Here is a 24,823-nt window from a genome sequence, read left to right on the forward strand (position 1 = left end):
TTCACGATTCCCTGCCATACGATTATGGAAAATTAGGTGGATATGCTGCTCAACAAGATCGAATTCGCGGCCATGAATAATCCGGTGTGGGGCGCATTGCAGCGTTTGCTTGTGAGCAGCCGATGGCTTCCGCATTCTTCTCTTGTGCGCGCGCATCCCCGCATTTTGGAAATCGGATGCGGCAGCGGACGCGGCACACACGCGCTGTGGAAATTCTATTCACCGCGTGAAATATACGGCATTGATTTAGATGAACAGATGATTCAGAACGCGAAAAGATTCGAGAAGGAGAATGTTCATTTCGAAATAGGTAACGCCAGCCAATTGGAATTCCCCGACAATTCTTTTGATGCCGTATTCGATTCCGGCGTACTCCATCATTTGTCCGATTGGCGGGATTGCGTGCGAGAGTGCTATCGGGTCCTGAATCCGGGCGGCGTAATGTACATCATGGATTTTTCCATAGAGACTTTCACGTCTCCTGTCGGCAATATTCTTAAGCATTTTTCCGTGCACCCGTATCGCGAAATGTACCATGCACAGGAATTAGTTGAATATTTTAAGCAGGTTGGATTTGAAATTAGTCATTATACACGACACAACTCTCTGCATCTACTGAAAAATTTCACGTTAATCGCAAAGAAATGAATGGGAGGGGAAAGCGAAACCAAGTCTTCCTAAAATCCTGGGTTTTCCGCCCGGGTTTTGATTATTTGCGCCGTACGCGCTCACTGGGGGCATCGCCATCCTCGCGGTTTAAACCCCCCTCTTGATCTCCCCCCTGATAAGGGCGCTTAAAAAAATAACATTTCACTTGTCCCATAGGTTTGTCCTTATTTTGTTGACGTACGGCGTAGATGGCGGGATATGTTATTTTTTTACGGCGCCTAAGGGGGAGACCACACGCCTTGTCCTCCCCCTATGGCTTCGCCATATCTTGATGATATAAAGGGGGAGGTTTGGGGGGGTGTTGATGGACAGTGAGCGCGTACTTTTCGCCATGTTGCATCGCGGGGTAAAAAGTGGGAGAATTGAGGTAATAAGTAAATAGATGGTAATAGTGAGAAATTAGATTTTTAGAAATAATTTAATTATAATTAATTATCACGTCCATGCCTTTATTCCAGAAAAAACAAAGTAAGCTTATAAGGGTGAAGAGCGTGCTTTTTAAGAAGGAGTTAGAATTACAAAAGCTCACTGAACAGAATCTTGACGTGATTTATGGTCTTAAGTTTGTACGCACTGAATTTCCCATCAAGGATTTGTCTATTGACACGCTCGCGTTTGATGAGGAAACAAAAACCTTTGTCATCATTGAGTACAAAAAAAACGAAAGTTTTTCCGTCATTGATCAGGGTTTCGCCTATTTATCGCTCATGCTTGATAACAAGGCGGCGTTTGTCCTTGAATATAATGAACGGTTCAATAAGAACATGCGTCGTGAAGATATTGACTGGTCTCAGGCGCGTGTTATGTTCATTTCCCCGAGTTTCACACGTCATCAGATCGAAGCGGTGAATTTCAGGGATTTGCCCTTGGAATTATGGGAAGTTGAGCAATATGACAACGGCTCGATACTATACCGCCAGGTACGTGCGGCAGGGAAGGGGGCATCTATTACAAAATTAGGTGGCAGTAAGGTAATCGAGGAGGTGAGTAGGCAAGTTAAAGTATTTACGATAGAGGATCATCTCAAGGGTAAGCCGGAGAAGATTAAAGAATTGTTTAATGAATTAGTGGACGGATTGAGGAAAGTTGATTTGACGTTTGAACTCCATCCTGTGCGGAGTTATGTAAGTTTTCATAAAAACGGCTGGAATCTCATAACCATATCTGTGCAGCAGGGTAAAATTTCATTTTCACTTTTGCGTGTAACTCCGAAGGATTTGAAGGACCCGGAAAAGAAAATGCACTATATGAAAAACAGCGTGAAATATTACAATCAACACATTTCCTCGTTGGATATTAAGAATATGGAGGATGTGGCGTATGCGCTCATGCTCACGCGGCAGTTGTATGAAAAGTATAGTGACACGATCAGTAAGTGGTAGTTCTAGGCTTATTCTCTAATTCGCGCGAATAGGCGAATAGTATACATTAATTAATTTAAAAGGATATGAGCGATGACATTGTGCAACCTGTGAGCGTTGAGGTTGAACAAGAGAGTGCGTCTGATGCGCCGGTGCCTGTTGTTCCTGCGATTGAAAACAGTGAGCCTGTGGCACCGACGGAGGATGCTGACGTGTTAGAATCTGCGCCGGTTGGCAAGGAGGAAGATTCTTTTGCGCCTGTTGCAGAACCCGCGCCAACGCCAGCCGTAGATGCTGCGCCAAATGAGCATTCTGCCGAATCTGTATCGGTGGCGCCAACGCCGGAACCCCAAGTGCGGGAGGTGATTATAGAAAAGGAAAAGCCGCTCACTGAAGCTGACAAGGACGCCATTTTTAAAAACAAGTTAAAAGATAATTTAACCAGTGCGAATACGCGCAAACAACAGAAACACGAGGCGCATTTGAAGGAGATCATTGATTTTATTAGGAAGAAGGGGACTTTGGTCACCAATCAGGACATCGAGGAGGTGTTGCAGATTCCTGATACCACCGTTACCGACCGCTTAAACGAACTTATCCAACGAGGCAAAGTACAGCGATTAGGCGATCGTCGTAATGCCAAATATCGTCTTGTAGGTGCTGTATGACCAATTGGCCGAAATGCAGCATTTCGGCCATATTTTCTCCATAAGGTATGGTTCTTAAGGGTGGGCACGTTTTATCAAAGAAATGGCGGATCGCGGGAGCGGTCCTTATTATTGCCGCAGGCGCGGCATGGTTTGGTTACCATAGAATCTTCGGCGCGCCGCAAAGGCAGGCGGAGCGCGTGCAGTTCACCATCCCTTTTGGAGAAAGTGGCGTGGAGGTGAGGCTTGAGGAAGAGGGATTTGTCAGAAGCGCGTGGGTATTCCATTATGCGCTGCAGCGCACGCGCGGGAGCATTAAGCCGGGCGGGTATGAGATTTCCAAAGCCATGGACGTGTGGGAAATCGCGCGCACCCTCACTCGCGCCCCTGCGTTGGTGTGGGTCACCATCCCCGAAGGGCTGCGCAAAGAAGAGACCGCGGAGATTCTCGCCGCCGCGCTTGGCTGGAGTGAAGAGGAAAAGGAAAAATGGGTGAGCACGTATACTGCCATGAAGTATGAGTATGTCGAGGGCGTGTATTTTCCCGACACCTACCTTATTCCCATCGCGGAAAAGCCTTTTGACGTGGCGGAACGCTTTAGAAAAAATTTTGAAACGAAATTTGCGCCCTTTGCAGAGGAAGCGCTGCGGCAGAACATTAAATGGGATACTGTCGTGAAAATCGCTTCTCTCCTGGAGCGGGAAGCGGCAGGCAGCCATGACATGCCGCTCATTGCGGGAATTATCTGGAACCGGCTGCTTCAAGGCATGAGGCTTGAAATCGACGCGACGCTCCAATACGCGAGAGGGGATACGGGCAGGGGTTGGTGGGCGCCGATTACGCCACAGGATAAGCAGATTTATTCGCCCTACAACACCTACAAATACAAAGGGCTTCCGCCGCACCCGATCGCCAACCCCGGCCTTGCCGCCATAAACGCCGTCCTTCATCCGGAAGAAACCGACTGCCTTTTCTACCTGCACGACCGGCAAAAGGTTATTCACTGCGCGAAGACGTATGAGGGACACAAGGAGAATATTGAGACGTATTTGCGCTAATTTAGGGATAAGAGGAGGGTTCTTATGGCAGCGGTGGAATCGTAAGGTAACTGCTCACTGGGACATTCTCCAATCCCGCAGTGGAACCCCCTCTTTTGCATCTCCCCCTGACAGGGGAGAACAACGATTGTCCTCCCCCTAAAAGGGGGAGGTATGGTGGGGGTGTCGATGGTCAGTGAGCAGTTACATCGTAAGCGCTTCACAAACGGGATTAAGCCGAGTAAAATAAAGACAGTAATTATCCTTTTTAATGCGTCCGGGTGCGCATAGTGCGCCCGTGACCCTCTATCTATGTTCAACAAAATATCTACATGGTGGTCAGGAGGACCGGTGAAGCGAGCCGTACTCGTCGGCGGAACGCTCTTGGTCGTGGGGGTTGCTGCGGCATCCCTTTTTTATTCCTCTTCTCGTCTGATCGCGCCCGGCGATGTCTTCACTCGCGACACCAGGGATCTCTTTGAAGGATTCACCCGGCTCGTATTGTCAGGGGCAAACGCGCAGGACAACTTTGAGCTCAAGGCAATTGCATCGGACAGCCTGGGGGTGGAGCCTTCCTCCGCCTATCTGCTTACCAGCAAGGAAGATATTGAGACAGCGGACGTGGGGGAAAGCATCCGGGTGACACCTGATGCGAAGTTTTTTTTGACTAAGAGAGCGGCGAAAGAATGGCTCCTCGCCTTAACAGAGCCGCTGTCGCCCAATACACTGTTCAAGGTGGCGCTCGCCGCATCATATCAGGACGCGGGAGGGGAGGACCAGACGCGGGATTATGAATGGGCGTTTCAGGTGAAGGATTCCTTCAAGGTGCTCCACAGCATTCCGCGCGACGCGGCAACGAGCGTCCCTTTGAATTCCGGCATTGAAGTGACCTTCAGCCATGACAATTTTATTGACTATGAGCGGTTCGTCACGATCACGCCGCGGGCAACCGGCAAGTTTGAAAAACACGGCCGCACGCTGGTCTTTGTGCCGGAGGCTCTCTCTCCCGCCCAGGTGTATACGGTGACCGTAAAAAAAGGGCTGCCGCTGCAAGGGAGCGGTGAAACGCTTGCCGAGGACTACTCGTTTGCGTTTGAAACGCAAGTTACCGCAGACTCATTCTCGCCCGACGCGCCCTGGTTCAGGATTTACCAGAAACTCCAGGATGTGAGCACTACTGAACCTCCTCTGATACAGCTCTCCGCGAGGAACATGAAGGATAATGCGGTTGAAGTGGCCGTCTATCCTTTAAGCAGTGAAGCAGAATACCTGCAAATGCTCGACCGCCGCGACCAGCTGCCGTGGTGGGCGTATTCAAAGGATTATTATTTGGATGATACGTCGAGCCGAAAGGCGCTCACCTCATTTAAAGCGCCAATCCAGGAAGAGGAAAATGTGCAGTTTGTGCGTTTCACGGGGAGCCTGCCGCCGGGATACTTTTTGGCAGAACTTAAGAACGGCGACCTGCGCGATCAGGTATGGATTCAAGTGACTGACGCTGCTGCGTACGTGAATGTGGCGAAAAACCAAACCGTCGTCTGGGCAATAGATTTGGCCGCGAAGCGGCCTGTGGCAGGCGCCCGGGTGGAGCTCATCGGCACGGGCAAGGCATTTTCCGCCAATAGCCAAGGAGTTGCGGTGTTTGCCACGCCGCGAGAATTGGTGGACGCTTCATCCCGTCAGCAGGAGCGCAAGCGCTATTATTTTAAGGTGAGCTTTGCCGACAAGGAGCTGATTATCCCCGCGACGTATCTTTCCCGCAGCTATGGCTACTGGAATGACAGCGGCGCGGTTGAATACTGGAAATACCTCTATACCGACCGTCCCCTGTACCAGCCGACGGATACGATAAAATTTTGGGGGCTTCTGAAGCGGCGCGACGAGGGACGCGTTGCTGATAATGTTACGTTGACGTTGTATAAAGAGGGATACGTTGATTACTATTATCGGCCAGTGGTGATTAAAGAACAGGCGCTTGAGATAGATAATCTCGGCGCTTTTACCGGGGAAATAGCTATCAAGGATTTGCGCGCCGATTCTTATTCATTGGAGCTTAAAGTCGGCGATGAAGTCATTGAGCAAAAATATATACAGATCAGGCCGTACGATAAGCCCGCGTATCAGCTCAGCCTTATTCCAAGCAAGAAAGTTGAATTTGCGGGCAATGCCATCACGCTGGAAGCGCAGGCTTCGTTCTTTGAAGGTACCGCAGTGCCTGATTTATCCCTGGTGTTTGAAACGCCGGAAGGCAAAAAAACGGTCGTCACGGACGCGGAGGGGAAAGTGAAGCTCACCTACACCAAGGATTATCATGAGTGCAAGAGCGATTACCGCTGCTGGCCGGAATATGCATGGTTGAAAATCAGTCCCGAGCTTTCTGAAATCGCGGAAATCGAGGCAAGTGCCAATCTTTATTTTTACGGGCCTAAAGCGTACGCCACCAGCAAGGTTAGTTATCCCGCCAAGGGGCGCGGCAAGGTGGAAGTGGCGGTGAGTTCGATTGATTTGGACAAAGCCGAAGACGGATATTGGCGCCTCGATGACGAAAAAGAGAGAGCGCCGAGCGCCGGTACGAAAATAGAAGGCGAGATTATAAAAATTACGCATAGCAGTACGGAAATAGGCACGGGGTATGATTTTATCAACAAGCGCACATATAAGAAATATTCATATTCCACACATGAAGAAAAGGTGGATTCCTTCAGCGGTGTCACGGACGGCTTTGGCAAATATGTATACGAACGTAATATTGAGCCGGAAACATCGTATCAGGTCAAACTGAAATATTATGACGCCAACGGCAGGCATGATATCCAATCTGCGTATTTATACTACTATGACGGCGCGCATTTGAATCGCTACGGAGGGGCTGGTTATAATTTTTACCACCTTCAGATCCCGGAGGATAATGCGTTTTCCATGGGGGAGCAGGTCGTGGTTGATTTCGCCAATAACGACGAGAGCTTGCCGGATAACGGGAATAATTACTACCTTTATCTGCAGTATCAAAACGGTTTTCAGGAATATGCAACTTCCCAGACTTCCGAATATTCGTTTCCTTTTGAAGCGCGGGACATTCCCAATGTGAACCTGTCGGGAGTGTATTTCAATGGAGAAACGTTTATCGTGGCGGGAACAGGATGGGTCGGCAATTCCATCCAGTATGACACTGATGATAAAACCCTGCAGATTGAAATCGTGCCGGATAAGAACCAGTACAAACCGGGCGAGGAAGTAGCGCTCAAGGTCACCACGCGCGACGCGCGCGGCCAGCCTGTGTCGGCGGCGGTCAATCTGAATCTGATTGATGAGGCGTTTTACGCCGTCATGGACAGCCAAGCGAGCCCCATAGATTCGATTTACGAAGGCTTGTGGTCAGGATCCGTATTTTCTGCCTATTCACACCGCCGTCCCGAGAACCAGTTCGGCGGCGCGGAGAAAGGCGGTTGTTTCTTGGCAGGCACACAGATTTTGATGGCTGATGAGAGCCTTAAAAATATTGAAGACGTCGAGGCGGGCGATGAAATACTCACGCTCGAGGATCCGCGCACGAATAAAAAAGTGAGCAGCACCGTGACTGAGCTCTATTATCACGTGGTCAGCCACTACCTTGTCATTAATCACGAGTTAAAGGTGACGCCGGAGCATTTGGTATATGCGAATCTGGGATTTACGCCTGCGGGTGATTTAAAAGAGGGAGACTGGATGCTTAAAGAGGACGGGGAGCATGTGTTTGTCACTTCTCTTGAAGCGGTGCGAGAGGTGGTGCCGGTCTATAATTTAAAGGTAGAACCGCAGCATACGTATTTCGCGGACGGATATTTTGTCCATAATGAGAAAGGCGGCGGCCCGAGGGAATTTTTTACCGATGCCGCGCTCTTTAAAACCGTCGCCACGGACGGCCGCGGCCAGGCGCGCATGTCGTTTACCCTGCCTGACAATATCACCTCGTGGCGCGTGACCGCCCAAGGGTTAAGCTCCGGCCTTGACGTCGGGGTGAGCGTGTCCAAGATTCCCGTTTCATTGCCAGTCTTTATCGAAGCGACCATAGGAAAGGAATATTTAGCAGGCGATGAACCAGTGGCGCGCCTGCGTTCATTCGGCGACTCCCTGATGCGAGGCGATCCCGTCACTTTGAGCCTGACGGCGCCGGAATTGGGCATTGCCGATCCGCAGGTGAAACAGTCACAAGCCTTTGTCCCGGAATTCTTCCCATTGCCGAAATTGACGCGCGGCACGTACGTGGTGACCTATTCGCTCGATGCAGCAAGCAAAGGCAAAGATGCGGTGAAGCTGCCTTTGGAAGCGGTTGGCTCAAGACTTACGGTGCAGTCGGTGCAGACCCAGGATGCCACGGAGGGCTTTGTGTTATCAAATACGACCAGCCATCCCATGGCCATTATTTTTAGCGATAAGCAACGCAGTGCGGTCTTTAGTACGTTACAATGGCTATCCTGGTCATGGGGCGATAGAATAGACCAAGGCCTGGCCCGCACGATCGCCCCGAAGATGCTCAATGAAACGTTCGGCGTAAACAGGAGCGTACCGGAGTTTGCCGCTTCGCAGTACCAAGTCTCAAGCGGGGGATTGACGTTGCTGCCCTACAGCAGCGAAGACTTGGAGCTCTCCGCACGTGTTGCTGACTTGCACGTTTCAGGATTTGATGAAAATTCTCTGACCCAATATTTCTTCCGCAAGCTTGAGAATAATAAAAGCAATAAAGAAGAGGTAACGCTTGCGCTCTATGGGTTAGCCGCCCTGCAGCAGCCGGTGTTGCCGAGGCTCCGGGCGTGGCTCGAGCGGGATGATTTGACGGTACGGGAGAGGTTGTATGCAGCCCTTGCGGCCTATGCGCTCGGTGACGGAGAACAAGCCAGGTCCCTTTACCGCGATATAATGAATCAGTACGGACAAATCAAAGAGCCGCATATCATTATCAAGGCCGGAGATTCAGATGATGAAATATTAAATAATACGGCCTTGACTGCAGTGCTCGCGTCCTATTTGAACGAACCGCAGCAGTACGGCTTGTGGGGTTACCTGCGCTTCAATCGTCCTCAAGAGATATTGCTGTATTTGGAAGAGTTAAATTTTGTCAAAGCCAATCTGGCGCGTTTGGTAAACAAACCGGCGAGTGTCGAATTTCAAGTGAACCAAGACGCGGTGACCGCCGCGCTTGACCGCCCGCGTTTTAGCTATGCGTTCGAAATGCAACCCGGTGATGCGCTGAAGGTGATAAAGTCTGCGCCTGACATGGTTATCACTGCGAATACCCCGCTCCCTTTGGCAGAAAGCGGATTGGAAGCAGATTCTGACATCAGTATCCGTCGGGAGTATTATGTGAATGGGCAAAAGACCACTACCTTCAACGAGAATGACTTAGTGGAGGTTCGGTTGATGCCGGAGTTTAAAGGCGGGGCGCTTGACGGCAATTACCAAATAACCGATATTCTGCCCTCGGGATTGCTGCCGGTCACCAAGCTGTACCGCGGCGGCGGTGGCTCTGATTGCCATTATTGGTACCCTTACCATCGTGAAGGGCAAAAGGTTAAATACATGATTAATAAGAACTGGCGCAGCACATACTGCGGCGGATCCTACATTATATATTACGCCAGAGTGAAGACGAAGGGCTCGTATCTCGCGGAACCCGCAGTCATCCAGTCGGTGCTCAATCCTGATTTTATGAACTTTACCGGCGAGGATAAAGTAATGATTAAGTAATCATGCGCAAACGTTGGGTCATAATAATATTGTTCGTTTTGGCGGGGGCGCTGCTTTTGAGCGCCCTCGCAATGTTCAGCGGCCGGAAGCGTCCGGAGGTGAGCGCTGTGGATCTGAAGTCTGCGTTGCCTGTCATCGCCTCACAGCCGATGTTTTTCGAGTTTGATAATTTTCAAAACGCCCTCGCGCGCGCTCAAGCAATTGCCCCGCGTGCGGATATACACGCGGTGGTCGTCCCGCAGCATTTACTCGCGTCCTCATTGATTGCAGCACAAATAAAACGGGCAAGCGGCAGGCGTATCACCTCCGTGGCCATTATCGGCCCCAATCATTTCAACGCAGGGGTGGAGCGCATCGCCTCCGCTGCGGCTGTGTGGCAGACCGAATTCGGGGAGGCAACGTCAGACTCGGCGCTTACCTCAAAATTCATCAGTGATTTTGGGTTGCTGGGCGATGCGGAGGTTTTTGCGAATGAGCACGCCATAGGGGCAGTAGTCCCGTTTGTGAAATACTATCTTCCGGAAGCAAAAATCCTGCCAATTGTATTTAATTCCTACGCCACGCTGCAGGATGCGGAAAAGGTGAGCGCCTGGCTTGCGGATAACCTTCCCCGTGACAGCTTGGTCATCTACTCGATTGACTTTTCACATTACCTGCCCAGAGAAGAGGCGGATCTGAAAGATATTGAAACCAGAGCGTTCATCGAAGGCGCGCAGGTAAGCCGGATTATGGCGCTGGGCAATGACCATCTTGACTCACCGGCCAGTTTGGCTGCCGCGCTCCTGTATGCCGATAAGAAGAACCTGCGCGCCGATATCGTCGCGACAAAAAATTCCGATGACTTCAGCATTGAGCGTACACAGGAAACGACCAGTTATTTTATCATCACCTTTTCTCCCGATGATGCGCCTGAAAAACGCAAGGCGGCGACTTTGTTATTCGCGGGGGATGTCATGCTTTCGCGCGCCGTCGGAGACGCCATGATCCTCCGGAAGGATTGGTGCTGGCCCTTCAGGCTCTCATCCGCATATACTCGCAAAGCGGATATTTTTTTCGGCAATTTGGAGGGCCCCATTTCAGCGAGAGGCAAGAGCGTCGGCAGCCCTTACCCCTTCAGAGCCGACCCCAAGGCGGCGGAAGGGCTCTCGTGCGCCGGGTTTGACGTGATGTCGGTGGCGAATAATCACATCGGGGATTGGAGCAGGGCTGCCGCAGAGGACACGTTCCGCATATTACAAGAAAATAATATCGCGTATGCCGGGGGCGGATTTGATGTGTCAGAGGCGCATGCCGCGAAAGTAATAGAAGCGAATGGCGCCAAGTTTGGTTTCCTGGCGTATACGCCTTATGCCCCCCGATCGATAATTGCATCTGAACACGAATCGGGGGTGGCCGCATTTTCCGTCACCGGCATGGTTGATGACATAAAAGCCGCGAAAATAGCATCCGATGCGGTTATTGTTTCTTTGCATTTCGGCGACGAGTACGCGCGAGCAGAAAATGCAAATCAGCGCAATTGGGCCCATGCAGCCATAGACGCAGGAGCGAAACTGGTCATTGGCCATCATCCGCACGTGGTACAGCGCGTGGAACAATACAAAGACGGGTACATCGCCTATAGCCTCGGTAATTTTGTGTTTGACCAGACATTTTCTTCCCATGTCATGGAAGGGCTCCTGCTCAAAGTGGTATTTGAGCGCGGCGAGATTGCGAGCATCGCGCAGATTAAGGTGGAAATATCGAATAGTTTTCAGGCGATAATTGCGCAGGAATGAAATTGAATCTCTTTTTATAATTCTGCCGTGTGGCACATTTGCAGCAAATGTGCCACTTTTTTGTATATAGTGCATTGCTATTCAGATTCCGATTTTCAACGTCATTCCCGCCCCGTATCAAGGTACGGGGTAAACTCCGGCGGGAATCCAGAAACCAAAAGAAAACACCGATTTTTATTTATTTTTTGTCTGGATTCCTGATCTCGGTCAGGAATGACATTATCGGAATTAGGTTAGCAATCTAGTATATTTCCCTCTGTAATAAATTACGCTATACTGTGTAGTACTTATTAGAAGCGCCAAGGTTAATCCTTAAGCGCTTTTCATAACACCGTCGCATTATCCATTTAAATTCACAAAACTATGGACCAGCCAGTCCCTACCCAAACCCCTGCGCCCGGCGCGCAAAGCAGCCCAAAGAAAGGCGTTACGGCTTCTCTTATTGCCGTGATCGCAGTCGCGGCGATCGGCACCGTGTACGCGTTTTTTTCGAAAAAGCAAGCGCCCGTAGGTCCGCAGCCCTCATCAGGCGCAGGCGCGCTTCCGCCGCAAAATGAGCCGACCCCAGAGGCACCTCTGCCGTCAACGCTCGCGCCAACGCCAACGCCGTCAGTGCCGGTTACCCAAGCCCCTGCGCAAGATGAGTATAAAGACGGCACCTATACTGCGGTAGGCAATTACGTGTCACCGGGAGGACCAGAGGAAGTAGGCATCACGCTCACACTTAAAGATGATACCATTGTTGACACCTCATTTGAGATGAAAGCGTTCCGTCCCAAGTCTATAGAAATGCAAACTGCGTTTGCGGAAAATTACAAGCAATTTGTGGTTGGCAAAAACATTGACGAAGTGAATCTTTCCAAAGTCTCGTCCTCATCACTCACGCCGAAAGGGTTCAATGATGCTTTGGAGAAAATTAAACAACAGGCTACCCAATCGTAGCAGTATGGCCATATCGCGCACCGGAGATCAGATTTCATTTGAAGCGATTGGCACACATTGGCAAATTGATGTTTACGATAAGCGCGCTCAAAAAATTGAGCGCGCTGCGCTGTTCAAAGAGATAAGGGAACGGATTGAAGAATTTGACCGCACCTATTCGCGGTTCCGCGACGACACTTTGGTTTCTGCAATGGCGCGCGCTGCCGGGACTTACACGCTTCCGTTTGACGCCCAGCCGCTCATGGATTTGTATCTATCGCTCTATCAAGCAACCGGCGGCGCGTTTACGCCTCTCATCGGCGATACGCTCGCGGAAGCAGGGTATGATGCGCAGTATAGCCTGCCGCCCGGGAGCGCTCCACACGCCGCGTGCGTGGGATGAGGCGCTTAAATACCATTTTCCTTTCTTAAGGATAATAAAACCTGCGGTGCTCGACTTTGGCGCGGCGGGAAAAGGATATTGCATAGATCTCATTGGCGCGCTGCTGCAGGCGCATGGCATTGCCACGTATGCAATAGACGCGGGCGGGGACATGCTTTACCGGAATAGTGCAAGCACTTTGAGAGTAGGGTTAGAACATCCTGAAAATCCAAGGCAGGTAATCGGGATATATGCGCTCGCAGGTGGAAGTATCTGCTGTTCCGCGGGAAACAGGAGAGCCTGGCAGGGGTTTCATCACATCATCGATCCGCGCACGCTGCAGTCGCCGCGGGACATCCTCTCGGTCTGGGTGACTGCGGAGACTGCACTGCTGGCGGACGCAATGGCCACCGCGCTTTTTCTCGTCCCTGCAGCGCGCCTTGCTCCCAAATTTTCATTTGAGTATCTTCTCATGCGGCCTAATGCGTCCATTGAGCGCTCATCAGGTTTCCACGCGGAGCTTTTTACCGCATAAATATTTTAAAGTAAAAACCCCCTCTTCGTGTCTCCCCCTTTCAGGGGGAGAACAGCCATATTTGTCCTCCCCTTATAAGGGGGAGGTTGGGAGGGGGTATAGATCATTCATGAGGTATAACAGAAGTCATGTTTCAGCTGAATGGTATTTATGGTAAAATAAAGCTAATTATTATATGCCCGCCTAAGTTTTACGGGCAAGAATGAGGTAAAATTCGACAGGTCGAGTCGTTGTCATGGAGTAGTTAAGCGCATCAGACTGATGCAAAATTTAGGCGGGTATGCACATTCCCGATGGGTTCTTAAATCATAGTGTATCTCTGTTTTCGGCAAGCGCCGCGCTTACCGCAGTGGGGTTTGCGATGAGAAAGGCGCGCCAAGGATTCCTTGAGAAGGTTCCTGTCTTTAAGGCGCGATTTGCCACTTTTCCTCCATCAGGCAATGCAGATGTTCAAGGCTGGCAGTACCATGTATCGAAGTGGGGGCAGCAAAAAATGTGGCGCATGGCGGGTGTGGGCTCGCTTATTTTTGCAGCACAGATGGTGAATTTCCCCATAGCGGGCGGGACATCAGGGCATTTGCTCGGCGGTGTGCTGGCGGCGCTCATACTCGGGCCGTATGAGGCGTTGTTGGTGATCAGCGCCGTGCTTCTCGTGCAGGCATTCGCCTTTGGCGACGGCGGGATTGCGGCGCTTGGCGCGAATATATTCAATATGGGCCTTATCGGCACGCTCGGAGGCTATTGGTGTTTTGTTCTTTTGCGGAATAAATTGAAACGTTATAAACTTGGGATGTGGGCAAGCGCATGGGGTGCGGCGTGGCTCTCGGTCACTGCTGCTGCGGCGTGCGCCTCGGCGGAGCTCGCGCTCTCCGGCACCGCGCCTTTCATGCGCGTGCTTTCCGCCATGCTTGAGTATCATGCGGTGATCGGATTGGGCGAGGCAGTGATCACTGTGGTGATTTTGCGCACACTGGCGCGGCGCAATTTTCCTCTTGCACTTTTTTCGGGAGAAACGTCAAAATCCATATGAATTTATACACATCCCAACCGTCGAATGAGAATATTAAGAATGCACTTCAGGAGACCTCCCCTCACATCCCCTCCTTCATAAGGACTGCACTGCCAGTCAAGGGCAGCGCAGGGGGTGGTCTCATTTGTGTACTTCTGGGAGCGCTCCTCATCGGCGGGTTTTTGTCGCTCTTTGCCTCCGCATCGCCGGACGGTTTGGAAAAAGTGGCCGAGGAGCAAAGTTTCCTGTCGCAGGGAATTGCATTTTATAAGGGCGTTATGCAGGACTATGCGTTTCCGTGGATAGCGGATGAACGGATCGCCGCGTCATTCGCGGGGATCGCGGGGACGCTGCTGGTGTTTGCGGTATTGGCAGGAGCGGGGCGTGCGCTTTTTAGATTAAAAAGTCCTCGTGAAGATCAATAATTATTTTACTTATTATTAATGTATTCACTATGCCGATCTTCGACAATTTCAATTTCACAAGATCAAATATCCTCAAAATCACCGGCATCGCGTTCGTGGCGATCGTACTAATTGCGCTTCTCATCCGCCTGATCGGGTCATCGGTTGGCACGTTGGTTAACAAGAGCCGGGTAAGCACCATGCAGGCGCCTCTCACTGGTTCGGTGTCGTACGGATTAGGAGGGAAATACACCGAAGACGCCGCGTATGGCGTAGCAGGCGGCGCGCCTGAATTGTCCGTGAGAAATATTGCGCCCATTCCTCCTGACAGCGGAGGCACCACGGGAAGCGACGCGGAGGCCTACGAAGTGACCGACTACCGCGGCACCATTGAGACCCGTAGCAAGGATGAGACGTGCCGCACGTTATTTGATTTAAAAGCAAAAGAATACGTTATCTTTGAAAATGCGAACACCTATGACAGGGGCTGCAATTTCACGTTTAAGGTCGCGCGCGACCATGTGGAGGAAATAGTGGCGGCCGTGAAGGCGCTCAAACCGAAAGAGCTCGTGGAGAACACCCATACCATCAAGAAGCAGGTGGAAGATTTTACAAGCGAAATTGACATATTGCAGAGGAAGCAGGCAGTGATCGAGGATACCTTAAACAAGGCAATGGCCGCGTATGACGAAATTACCGCGCTTGCGACGCAGACGCGGGATGCGGAGAGTCTGGCGCGTATTATTAACAGCAAAATACAGACCATTGAGCGCCTCACGCAGGAGAGGCTGAACGTCAGCACCCAGCTCGATCGCCTCGCGCGCGCGAAGGCAGAGCAGCTCGACAAGCTTGAGTATACTTATTTCTACCTCACGGTGGTGGAAAATAAATTTGTCGACGCGAAAAATTTGAAAGATTCCTGGAAAGCGGCGATCAAGGCATTTGTCCGCGACGTGAACACGGTGGCGCAGGACGTGAGCGTCAACCTCGTCACGCTCTTACTCAAAGTGCTCCAATACCTGCTCTACGCATTCATCATCCTCATCATCGCCAAGTACGCATGGAATTTAGCAAAGCGCATCTGGAAAGGGCAATCCCCGCCACAGGCATAATGCGTCAAACCCATAACTCCCCTCCGCCAGCGGGCGGATCCCCTCTTACCTTAAGAGGGGAAGTCGGTATGCGCTTGAATCCCAAGAGGGCCCACACTAATGTCTGAAGAGCCATTTATCATCCTTTGAGCTGAGTCGCGAGCTGGTGCGCCCACGCATCGATCGCGGCGTCTTGGGTTTGGGGAAATGAATCAATGCGGAGCGAAGGCACAAGCAGGTTTCCCTCCGCTTCTTTCACGAAACGTTCAAGATGATCAGCCGCCGCGCAGAAGCGCATGTAGTTGGCGTCGCCAAGCCCGAAGACGGCGAATTTTTTGTTATCAAATTTCCTGCCTTTTAGCGCGTCCACTAATTTCTGCATCTGGTCCTGAAGCTGGCCCTCTTCGAATTTGGCGGTGGCAGTATGCCTGTTCCACGTGCAGGAGCCGAGGACCACCGCATCGAATTCAGTGAAGATATCCGGCGCGGCGTCTCCTGCGGAGACCATATCAAGCGCCACGCCGTCCTGTCGCAGGGCGCTTGCGATGCGCTCGGCGACATAATAGGTATTGCCCGAGTTTGTGGCATAAAGCAATAGGATTTTCATATGATGATAGTTTTAGTCTTGCACGTGCCATCATTATAACGTTTCTGAAGAGGCTGGACAATTAGCTGCGCAGGGTATTATTTCGTTGTGAGAGCGTGTTATGAGTGCTATAATTGCACTATGCCCCGCAATACAACATCCAAGAGGGAGGCGGGAACTTAAGAGTGGAGAATGGATGAACTTGAGGGAGTCTGGGCGTGCGCATTAAGAGATAGTTTCATTGCCTCCCTCATTATATCGCCACACTCGCTTTTAATCATATTTTAGACTATGCTACTATAGTCGTTTTATTCATCAAAACTATCTCACGCCATTTATGTGTGGCGTTGGATGTTGTTATACGGGGTATGAACAAGAAGCGAAAAATAGCGCAAAAGAAACACCGCAAGAAGTCAGGGAAGAAAATTGGTGCGGTGAGGAATAGATAATGCGGTATGCGGAATAGCGCCTTGATGCGCATGAATGCACTTCTGCGCCGTTTCAGGGAGTATGCCGTGCCCGCGGGGCTTGTGTGTGCCACTGCGGTTTTTTTTAGTTGGCAGCTGGGCGCGGTGCCGCTCGTTGATTACGACGAGGCGACGTACGCGCAGGTTGCCATGGAAACGCGGGAGAACGGCGACCTTGCGCATCTAGTACGTTTGGGGCGTCCGTGGCTTGATAAGCCTCCGCTCTATTTCTGGCTTGCCATGGGGTCGGTGCGCTTGTTTGGCGAACAGGAATGGTCGTTTCGCATCCCCTCGGTGCTTGCGGCAATGGCGACGGTGTGGTGCGTGTATGCGCTCATGGCGAGACTTACCCGAATGCGCGCGGTGGCCGCGGCAGCAAGCGGTATCCTCATGGCGTCGCCCATTTACTTTATGTACGCGCGTGAAGCGCGCCTTGATGCGGGAGTAACGCTTGCGCTCGTGGCGGCGCTGTACTTTACCGTGAGAGGATGGAAGAATCCTGTTTTTTTATTGGGGATTTTGCCTGCCCTTGCGATGGGATTTTACATGAAAAGTTTTGTGGTATTTCTTGCCTTGCCGGTGCTTCTTGTGTACAGCGCGGCGTACCATCATTGGGAGTGGATTAAATCAAAGTATTTATGGTTTGGGGGATTGGCGGCCGCGGCGCTGCTGTTTCCTTGGCATTATCTTCAATATATAAAGTTCGGGCATGAATTCATCCAGACCTATTTTATTTTTCAGGTCCTTGCCCGGTCAGTGACGACCCTGACAGGCACCAGCCATATCTTAAGTTACGCGGCAAACCTCTGGATATACCATCAGCCTTGGACCGCAGGGCTTCTCGTGGCTATGGGAGCGCTAATCTGCGTTCGTGCATTGAGCCGATCTCACAGGAAAATCAGTCCGCATGTGTTAGCGCCATTTCTTTCTGCCGTTATCATCGTCGGCTTATTTACCCTCATGCGCACTCATTTGTCGTCCTATCTTGTGCCGTCGTTTCCTTTTTTGGCGATGGCAGGAGCCATGTGCGCCTGGGAGGTTAGCGCCACGTTGATTCGACGCCGATTTGCCTACGTAGGTATTATGATAATCCTGCTTGCGTTCGGTTTTTTTGAAACATGGCAATTGAGGTATAACCTGGTTTTCCCCTATCACTTTGAAGAACGCGCCGCAGGCATGCGCATACAACAGGACAACCGAGGCCAAGCGCCGGTCTATATCGTCAATTGGCCGTACCATGAGACTATCCGCTATTACGGGAGCACCGATATAGTGCCGCTCAATTTGCAGGATTCAGGCGGCCGGCACTTGAAAGCCCCTTTTTATTTTTTGGTAAATACTCAAGCGGCGTCATTTCTCAACGACACCGCAGGGAATCCGCCTACGGCATATCCGGGCGTGCAAGAGCTTTATCGGGGCGAGTACCTGTGGCTGTTGAAATCAACCATCGATTTTACCCTGCCGACTTTTCAATAAATTTTATTAAATGATTTCAATCATATGCGTAGTAATGCGTTGTGGATGCGTAGAGATGCGAAATAAAAACTTGGGTATCGCATCCAGACGCACTTACTACGCATTTAAACGCAGGTGAGAAATAGTGTTTATTTATATATGCGCGTGCCAAAGAGAAAATCGGAAGAATTCAGGAAATATAACAGGCCTGACAGCACGCCTGTGTTTGTCACGCAAGAGGGATTAGAGAGGCTCCAGAGCCAGCTTGCGCGCCTTGAGAAGGAGCTTCCCGACCTTATTGCCGAAGTGCAGAGGACAGGCGCTTTTGGCGATTTTTCGGAAAATGCGGAGTATCAGGCGGCAAAATACCTGCTGCGGCGCACGCATGGGAGGATTGCGTCTTTGAAAGATCGTCTTAATAGGATTGAAATCATTACCGCGCGCGGCAAACATTCAGATACCGTGCAGATCGGCTCAACGGTCGTGCTGGAAAGCAAGGGGAAACAATTTATCTATCAAATTCTTGGTTCATACGAATCAGATCCTGCCAAGGGCCGCATTTCCCACAAATCTCCTCTGGGGGAAGCGCTCCTTCACCATCGCGCGGGCGACCATATTATCATTGATACACCTAAGGGAGTAATAGGTTATCAAATTCTGAAAATACAGTAAGATTTTTTACTCTCATAATGAACAAGCCAGCATGAAGTTCAATTCATGCCGGCTTTAAAAAATCGCATACCAGAGCCATTCAATGGCTCTGACAAAAGTGGCGGAAAAGGGAATCCGTAATGTATTGCCTATGAGATAGGCAATGAGGAGCCTTCTGTCGCCTGTCCTGCCTATTAATACTAGAGTGGGAACATGAACTGCCCACCCGAATAAAATTGTTGGCCAAGCGGCGACTATACAAACAGCCACGGGGAGACCAAATTTCCCCGCAATTCTTGTAAAGAGTCGCTTTTTGGTGAGGTACGCCGAAGCGCGTACCTTTCTATGAATGTGCCAATTCTGGTTCCTGTTTTTTCTTCCCCTCGTTTTTTTCTTTCTTCTAATCATCCCCCCGAGGCGAAAGTATATGGTACTGGAGACGGTCGAGATGATTATCGCGACTACCATAGCCCACTTGTAGGTGAGACCGATGGTAAATCTCCACCAAAAAATTGAACTGTCAGCGTTAAAGACAGTCCATCCCACTGTCAACAACAACTTAATCCAGTTCATTTTTACTTTCCTTTCTTTTATTTGTTTGTTTTTATCTTTTATATCTTATGGGAGAAAAGATTTTTTGTCCATTGGACGAGTGCAAAGATTGACATAAGAGTTACATTCCACTATTATTAAGACATGCATTAGGGTTCACTTTTTTATCCCTTGAGGGATTTTTTTAATATAAACGTGGAATAATTTGGTAGTCAAGTTATCACGCAGATGAACGCAGTAGCCTCTTTGGCTACTCGCCGATGAGGCGAGATGATCGCCCGCACCACATTATGACGTAATTTTTGTACCTCATCCGTTTAATTCTTGCAGTCACCCCCTTTGCCTTCCCCCCTAGAAGGGGGGAAACATAGGGGGGTGTATAATTTCAATTATGAAAAGTTTGCGAAACGTTGCGATTATCGCTCACGTCGACCACGGGAAAACGACGCTCGTGGACGCTTTGCTGCGGCAATCGAAGGCGAAGCTGAATAAAGACATGGCCGAGAGAGATCTCATCATGGATTCGAATGATATTGAGCGCGAGCGCGGCATCACCATTTTTTCCAAGAACGCCTCGGTGAATTGGGAAGGCACGAAAATAAATATCATCGATACGCCCGGGCATGCGGATTTCGGCGGGGAAGTGGAGCGCGTGTTGACCATGGCGGACGGATGCCTTTTGCTTGTGGATGCGCAGGAGGGGCCTATGCCCCAGACCCGTTTTGTCCTGAAGCAGGCGCTGAAAATGAAATTGAGGATTATCGTGGTCATTAACAAGATAGACAAACCAGCAGCGCGCGTTAATCATGCACTCAATAAAACGTTCGACCTTTTCGTCGAACTGGGCGCGGATGACAAAACGCTTGATTTTCCCGTGCTCTATGCGGCCGCGCGCGAAGGCAAGGCCGGATTAACTCCGGACCTTGGCGCCATGACGAGCATAGCGCCGATTTTCGAAGCAATCATTAAATGCATTCCTCCGCCTGCAGGAAACGCCGACGAACCATTACAGCTATTCATCACCACGTTAAGCAGCGATACGTTCCGTGGCCGCATCGCCACGGGGCGCGTGTATCAAGGGAAGGTGCGCGCGGGGCAGGATGTCGTGCACATAAACCGCAAAGGTGAACAAAAGACCCTGCGGCTCACCTCTTTAATGACATTCGAAGGCTTGGATCGCGTTGATGCGCAGGAAGCGATCGCAGGCGATATTATTGCAATCTCGGGCGTCCCTGAAGTTACCATCGGCGAAACCATTGCTGATTCCTCAAACCCCATTGCGCTGCCGGTAATGGCGATTGAGGAGCCGACGGTGAGGGTTGACATCCGTGTGAATGATTCGCCTTTTGCCGGCATGGAGGGAACCTTCAGCACCTCGCGCCAGGTGCGGGAGCGGCTGTATAAGGAATTGGAGACTGATATGGCGCTTCGCGTGGAAGACGAGCCGGATGGCACCTGGAAAGTTTCCGGTAGAGGGGAGCTCCATCTCGCGATTCTCATTGAGCGCCTGCGCCGGGAAGGCTTTGAGTTTCAGGTGTCGCAACCGCAGGTGATCACCAAAGAAGTAGACGGCACAGTGGTAACGCCGTATGAGCTCGTTTTTATCGAAGTGCCGGAGATGCATGCGGGCGTCGTCATCCAAAAATTGGGCATACGCGGGGGAGAGTTAAAAGAGATGAAAGTGGAGAACGCGATAGCCCACATGGAATTTTCCGTTCCCACGCGGGGCCTCTTCGGTTTTCGCACGGAATTTTTGACCAATACGCGGGGATTGGGAATTCTCAATACCATATTTGACCAATATAAGCCGGAGCACGGCAGTGTCCGGGAGCGCGAACAAGGATCACTGGTCGCGAGCGAGAGCGGGACCACGAATCTCTACGGCCTGATCAATGTGCAGGATCGCGGCGTGTTATTTATCGGGCCCGGTACAGAGGTGTATAGGGGGCAAGTGGTGGGGCAAAATGCGCGTCGCGACGATATCCGCGTCAATGCGTGCAAGACGAAACGGCTGTCCAATATGCGCTCGAAAGGCGAGGGAAGCCAAGAGCATTTTAATACTCCCCACGACATGGACAATGTAGAATATGCCTTGGAATATATTGGCGCGGATGAATTGGTGGAGGTGACGCCAAAGCACATCCGTATCCGCAAGGTGGTGTTGGACGAGAATGAAGCAAAGCGCAAGGAAAAGATAAAAGGGTGATCTCTCGTAATGCCGCAAGAATAATAAAAACATCCAGGCGTGGATGTTTTTATTTGGCCCTTCAGACATTTATGCGGCAATGCATAACGGTTTTTGGAATGTAAAGCTTACATCGAGTCCCCCTCTTAAGATAAGAGGGGTTAGGGGAGTTATGAGTTTGGTGCAAAAAGGGCTTAGGTTCGCCAGACCAGGGCATGCGCGCTCCATTCATAACTCACCCCCACCCTCCCTTATCTTAAGGGAGGGTGTCGAAAGCCGCCCATGGTGTTTGTTTAGAAAAGTCAGAAGAACCTTTTATTCGGGTATGTGCATGGTATAATACGCCTATGCCATATCACAAAGAACACGCAGCCATTTCGCGTATCGCCCAGGAGGTGTTACGGTTGACGAAGAAACATTTCGGCACGATTTTGCAGGTCGCCACCAAGACGGACGTGCGCGATATTTCGTCGTTTCTGGATCATGCTATTGACCGCGTGATTCGAAAACGAATTTCCGCGGCATTCCCCGCAGACATTCTTATCACCGAAGAATTTTCACCGCACCTCGATCCCGCGCATGGGCGCGCATGGGTGGTTGACCCCTTGTGCGGGTCCATGAATGTGGCGCGCGGGGTGAAATTTTTTGCCACCAATATCGCGCTGGTGGAAGGGGGGAAGGTGGTGGCGGCATGGGTTATAGACCATGCGCGCGAAGAGCTTATCTGGGGATTGGGGGATAAGAAAGTGTTTCAAAGCGCGAAAGCGGTGAGACGGTTGAAATATAGTTCCGTGATGAGCGTCGTTGAGATTGAACAAGCATACTATTATAAACTTCCAATAGTGGTGCAAGAACGCATCGCCAGATTCACGGCAGACGCATTGCTCCAGAAAAATATTACCTGTTACAACTATGGCAGTTCGCTTGGTTTCGCATATGTCGCCACAGGCCAGTTGCAAGCGGCTGTGACAGTGAATATTTATCCTTGGGATTTTATTGCGGCGTGTTTTCTCATAGAGCAGAACGGCGGCATTGTGACCAATTTCAACGGCACGCCGTGGAACATACGCTCAAAAAGCATTGTCATGGCAGGGGACAAAAATATTCACCGCACCTTATTGAGACTTTTGAAGAAAAATAAACTCGATAACCTTACGTAAATGCAGACCTATTAAACCAAGTAGCGTGGCCCCGCCTGGGCGGGGCCACACGATCGGTTGAGTCGGAGATAAACTCCGACGCTACAGAGTTGATAAAAGCCGAGGATTATTTACAAATAGATGATATGCGGGAAGCGGTGCTTTACAAAAAATTAGATAAAGGGGGAGTACAGTGTCTTGCCTGCGCGTGGCGCTGTACCATCGCGGAAGGGAAGAGGGGCGTATGCGGCGTGCGGAAAAACGTTGATGGCGAACTCCAGCTTTTGGTGCACAGTTTCCCCGTAAGCGTGAATCTTGATCCAGTGGAGAAGAAACCGCTCTACCATTTCCTCCCGGGCACGAAGATATTTTCCCTTGGGACGGTGGGGTGCAATTTTGCGTGCGAGTTTTGCCAAAATTTCGACATATCACAGGTTACGAAGACAGGGTGGAATGTGGCTGAAGTTGAAGAGGGGCAGGAATATACCCCGGAAACGATCGTGCAGTATTGCCGTGACCATCACATTCCTTCAATCGCCTTTACTTATAACGAGCCTACTATTTTTAGCGAATATGCCGTGGATGTAATGAAATTGGCGAAACCTCACGGTATCAGTGGTGTATATGTTTCAAATGGCTATGAGACGAAGGAGGCGCTCGATTTTCTTGAGGGCTTTATCGATGCGTATAATATAGATTTGAAATCATTCCGCAAAGATTTTTACCAGAAGGTCTGCCATGCGCGCTTGGCTCCTGTGCTTGAGACGATTAAGGCGCTGCACCGGAGAAGCAAATGGTTGGAAATAACAACGCTGTTAATTCCGGGGAAAAATGACCATGCGGAAGAGATCGCACAAATAGCAGAATTTATAAAGGATGTATCGCCTGACATTCCTTGGCACATTTCCGCGTTCCATCCGGAGTACAAAATGACGGAGATTGGCATCACGCCAAGCGAGAAACTTTTTGAAGCGTACGAGATTGGGAAAAAATCCGGGCTTAAATATATTTATACCGGCAATATCGCGGACAAAAGGCACAGCAACACCAATTGTCCGCAATGCGGCTCGGTCCTCATTGAGCGGGACGGCATGTATCATACCAAAGTTATTGCAGAAAAAGGAATCTGCCCGAAGTGCCAGACAAAGATTCCGGGGGTATGGGAATAAAAGATTATTGATACCATACAACGAAATGGTTCATCGCCTCGCTTAAGATTTGTCTGTGCAGAGGCATATAAACGATACATTGTAGCGTGGCAGTTCATCTGCCACCCAAGATGTCGGAGACAAGCTCTGACGCTACAAATGAATAATAACGAATTATTTTAATATGGTCAGAAAACCAAACGTCGCAGGGAGTTTCTACCCCGCAGACAAAGGTGAGTTATCTGCGGAGCTTGAGCGGTGTTTTCGGGATGCCGCGGTTACACCTTCTGAAGTGCAAGGCAAGGGCATAAAGGCCATCATCGCGCCTCACGCAGGATACATATACAGCGGCGCTACCGCGGCAAGCGCGTATCAATTGCTAAAGCGACCTTATCACCGCATCGTACTGTTGGGGCCTTCGCATTATGTAGGATTTAATTCAGTGGCGCTTGATGAGGCTCAAGGGTGGCGCACGCCGTTGGGAGAAGTTGCGCTTGATCAAAAGGCGCTATCTATATTATCACGCAGCGAATATTTTAAAGTGTTGCCGGAAGCGTTTGCGCGCGAACATTCGCTGGAAGTGCAAGTTCCTTTCTTGCAGAAACAATTAAAGTCGTTCAAATTGGTTCCGTTGTGCTGCGGGCAAGAGCTTGCGTCTCTGCCAATCGCGCTGGAATTGAATAATATTATTGATAACGATACGCTGGTGGCGGTGAGTTCAGATTTGTCTCATTATCAACCTCAACAAATTGCGGAAAAGATAGACCATAAAACCATTGATGCTATTTTATCCCGTGATCAAGAAAGGATAAAAATGGATTTAGACGCTTGTGGCAGAGAAGGAATCGTAATTATTAACGAATTAGCAAAGTTAAATAATTGGCAACCGCAGCTGGTTGATTACCGCACGAGCGCCGAGGCATCGGGGGATGAGAGTGCGGTCGTGGGGTATGTGGGAATGGTTTATTATTAATAGACCAGAGCGGAGGGTTATTCGCTCGGGAAGGTCGTCGGCAGACACGCGTCGATCCCGCCAGCGCGGGATCGCGCTCCGCCTCGCCCGAACGATCCGCCTCGGGCGGAAC

General features: G+C 50.5%; 20 protein-coding genes. 18 read left to right on the forward strand and 2 right to left on the reverse strand.

From position 1 onward, the window contains the following. Positions 1-42 precede the first annotated feature (42 nt). The 12 genes from WC659_00140 to WC659_00195 all read left to right on the forward strand — a co-directional run bounded on the left by WC659_00140 (position 43) and on the right by WC659_00195 (position 15,576). Positions 43-648, forward strand: a complete 606-nt coding sequence (locus WC659_00140; protein ID MFA4872331.1) for a class I SAM-dependent methyltransferase — start codon at positions 43-45, stop codon at positions 646-648. A 464-nt stretch (positions 649-1,112) separates the two neighbouring features. Further along, entirely contained in the window at positions 1,113-2,051 is a 939-nt protein-coding gene (locus WC659_00145; protein ID MFA4872332.1) for a DUF5655 domain-containing protein, read from the forward strand. 65 nt (positions 2,052-2,116) lie between these two features. Continuing rightward, entirely contained in the window at positions 2,117-2,698 is a 582-nt protein-coding gene (locus WC659_00150; GenBank protein MFA4872333.1) for a hypothetical protein, read from the forward strand. 47 nt (positions 2,699-2,745) lie between these two features. Next, positions 2,746-3,735, forward strand: a complete 990-nt coding sequence (mltG, locus tag WC659_00155) for an endolytic transglycosylase MltG (protein ID MFA4872334.1) — start codon at positions 2,746-2,748, stop codon at positions 3,733-3,735. 291 nt (positions 3,736-4,026) lie between these two features. After that, positions 4,027-9,438: an Ig-like domain-containing protein gene (locus WC659_00160; protein MFA4872335.1), complete on the forward strand. Its 5,412-nt coding sequence runs from the start codon at positions 4,027-4,029 to the stop codon at positions 9,436-9,438. Between the two features lie 2 nt (positions 9,439-9,440). Further along, positions 9,441-11,213, forward strand: a complete 1,773-nt coding sequence (gene amrB, locus WC659_00165; protein MFA4872336.1) for an AmmeMemoRadiSam system protein B — start codon at positions 9,441-9,443, stop codon at positions 11,211-11,213. 363 nt (positions 11,214-11,576) lie between these two features. After that, positions 11,577-12,155 (forward strand): hypothetical protein, encoded by a 579-nt coding sequence (locus WC659_00170; protein MFA4872337.1) that lies wholly within the window; start codon positions 11,577-11,579, stop codon positions 12,153-12,155. Between the two features lie 4 nt (positions 12,156-12,159). Then, positions 12,160-12,537, forward strand: coding sequence for an FAD:protein FMN transferase (locus WC659_00175; protein MFA4872338.1), 378 nt, complete (start codon positions 12,160-12,162; stop codon positions 12,535-12,537). Then, complete coding sequence (locus tag WC659_00180; GenBank protein MFA4872339.1) at positions 12,479-13,051, forward strand: FAD:protein FMN transferase; 573 nt, start codon at positions 12,479-12,481, stop codon at positions 13,049-13,051. Before WC659_00175 ends, WC659_00180 begins: the two co-directional genes overlap by 59 nt. 280 nt (positions 13,052-13,331) lie before the next feature. Further along, a complete protein-coding gene (locus tag WC659_00185; GenBank protein ID MFA4872340.1) occupies positions 13,332-14,081 on the forward strand; it encodes an energy-coupling factor ABC transporter permease in 750 nt (249 codons plus the stop codon). Continuing rightward, positions 14,078-14,485 (forward strand): PDGLE domain-containing protein, encoded by a 408-nt coding sequence (locus tag WC659_00190; GenBank protein ID MFA4872341.1) that lies wholly within the window; start codon positions 14,078-14,080, stop codon positions 14,483-14,485. Before WC659_00185 ends, WC659_00190 begins: the two co-directional genes overlap by 4 nt. Positions 14,486-14,514: 29 nt before the next feature. Continuing rightward, a complete protein-coding gene (locus tag WC659_00195) occupies positions 14,515-15,576 on the forward strand; it encodes a hypothetical protein (GenBank protein MFA4872342.1) in 1,062 nt (353 codons plus the stop codon). A gap of 118 nt (positions 15,577-15,694) precedes the next feature. On the opposite strand, the gene WC659_00200 is transcribed toward WC659_00195, so the two are convergent. After that, positions 15,695-16,162, reverse strand: coding sequence for a flavodoxin family protein (locus WC659_00200; protein MFA4872343.1), 468 nt, complete (start codon positions 16,160-16,162; stop codon positions 15,695-15,697). Positions 16,163-16,596: 434 nt separating this feature from the next. On the opposite strand from WC659_00200, the gene WC659_00205 reads away from it, so the two are divergent. Continuing rightward, complete coding sequence (locus WC659_00205; GenBank protein ID MFA4872344.1) at positions 16,597-18,084, forward strand: glycosyltransferase family 39 protein; 1,488 nt, start codon at positions 16,597-16,599, stop codon at positions 18,082-18,084. Between the two features lie 138 nt (positions 18,085-18,222). Next, positions 18,223-18,735, forward strand: coding sequence for a transcription elongation factor GreA (greA, locus tag WC659_00210; GenBank protein ID MFA4872345.1), 513 nt, complete (start codon positions 18,223-18,225; stop codon positions 18,733-18,735). Positions 18,736-18,789: 54 nt separating this feature from the next. On the opposite strand, the gene WC659_00215 is transcribed toward greA, so the two are convergent. Next, positions 18,790-19,287 (reverse strand): hypothetical protein, encoded by a 498-nt coding sequence (locus WC659_00215; protein MFA4872346.1) that lies wholly within the window; start codon positions 19,285-19,287, stop codon positions 18,790-18,792. 370 nt (positions 19,288-19,657) lie between these two features. Here WC659_00215 and typA point away from each other — a divergent pair, with 370 nt between their 5' ends. The 4 genes from typA to amrB (WC659_00235) all read left to right on the forward strand — a co-directional run bounded on the left by typA (position 19,658) and on the right by amrB (WC659_00235) (position 24,711). After that, positions 19,658-21,472, forward strand: coding sequence for a translational GTPase TypA (typA, locus tag WC659_00220; protein ID MFA4872347.1), 1,815 nt, complete (start codon positions 19,658-19,660; stop codon positions 21,470-21,472). Positions 21,473-21,798: 326 nt separating this feature from the next. Further along, positions 21,799-22,611, forward strand: coding sequence for an inositol monophosphatase (locus WC659_00225; protein ID MFA4872348.1), 813 nt, complete (start codon positions 21,799-21,801; stop codon positions 22,609-22,611). Between the two features lie 125 nt (positions 22,612-22,736). Then, positions 22,737-23,759: an AmmeMemoRadiSam system radical SAM enzyme gene (gene amrS / locus WC659_00230; GenBank protein ID MFA4872349.1), complete on the forward strand. Its 1,023-nt coding sequence runs from the start codon at positions 22,737-22,739 to the stop codon at positions 23,757-23,759. A 163-nt stretch (positions 23,760-23,922) separates the two neighbouring features. Continuing rightward, a complete protein-coding gene (gene amrB / locus WC659_00235) occupies positions 23,923-24,711 on the forward strand; it encodes an AmmeMemoRadiSam system protein B (GenBank protein MFA4872350.1) in 789 nt (262 codons plus the stop codon). Positions 24,712-24,823 lie beyond the last annotated feature (112 nt).

This window comes from Patescibacteria group bacterium (genome assembly GCA_041645165.1).
Taxonomy (GTDB): domain Bacteria; phylum Patescibacteriota; class Patescibacteriia; order 2-02-FULL-49-11; family 2-02-FULL-49-11; genus 2-02-FULL-49-11.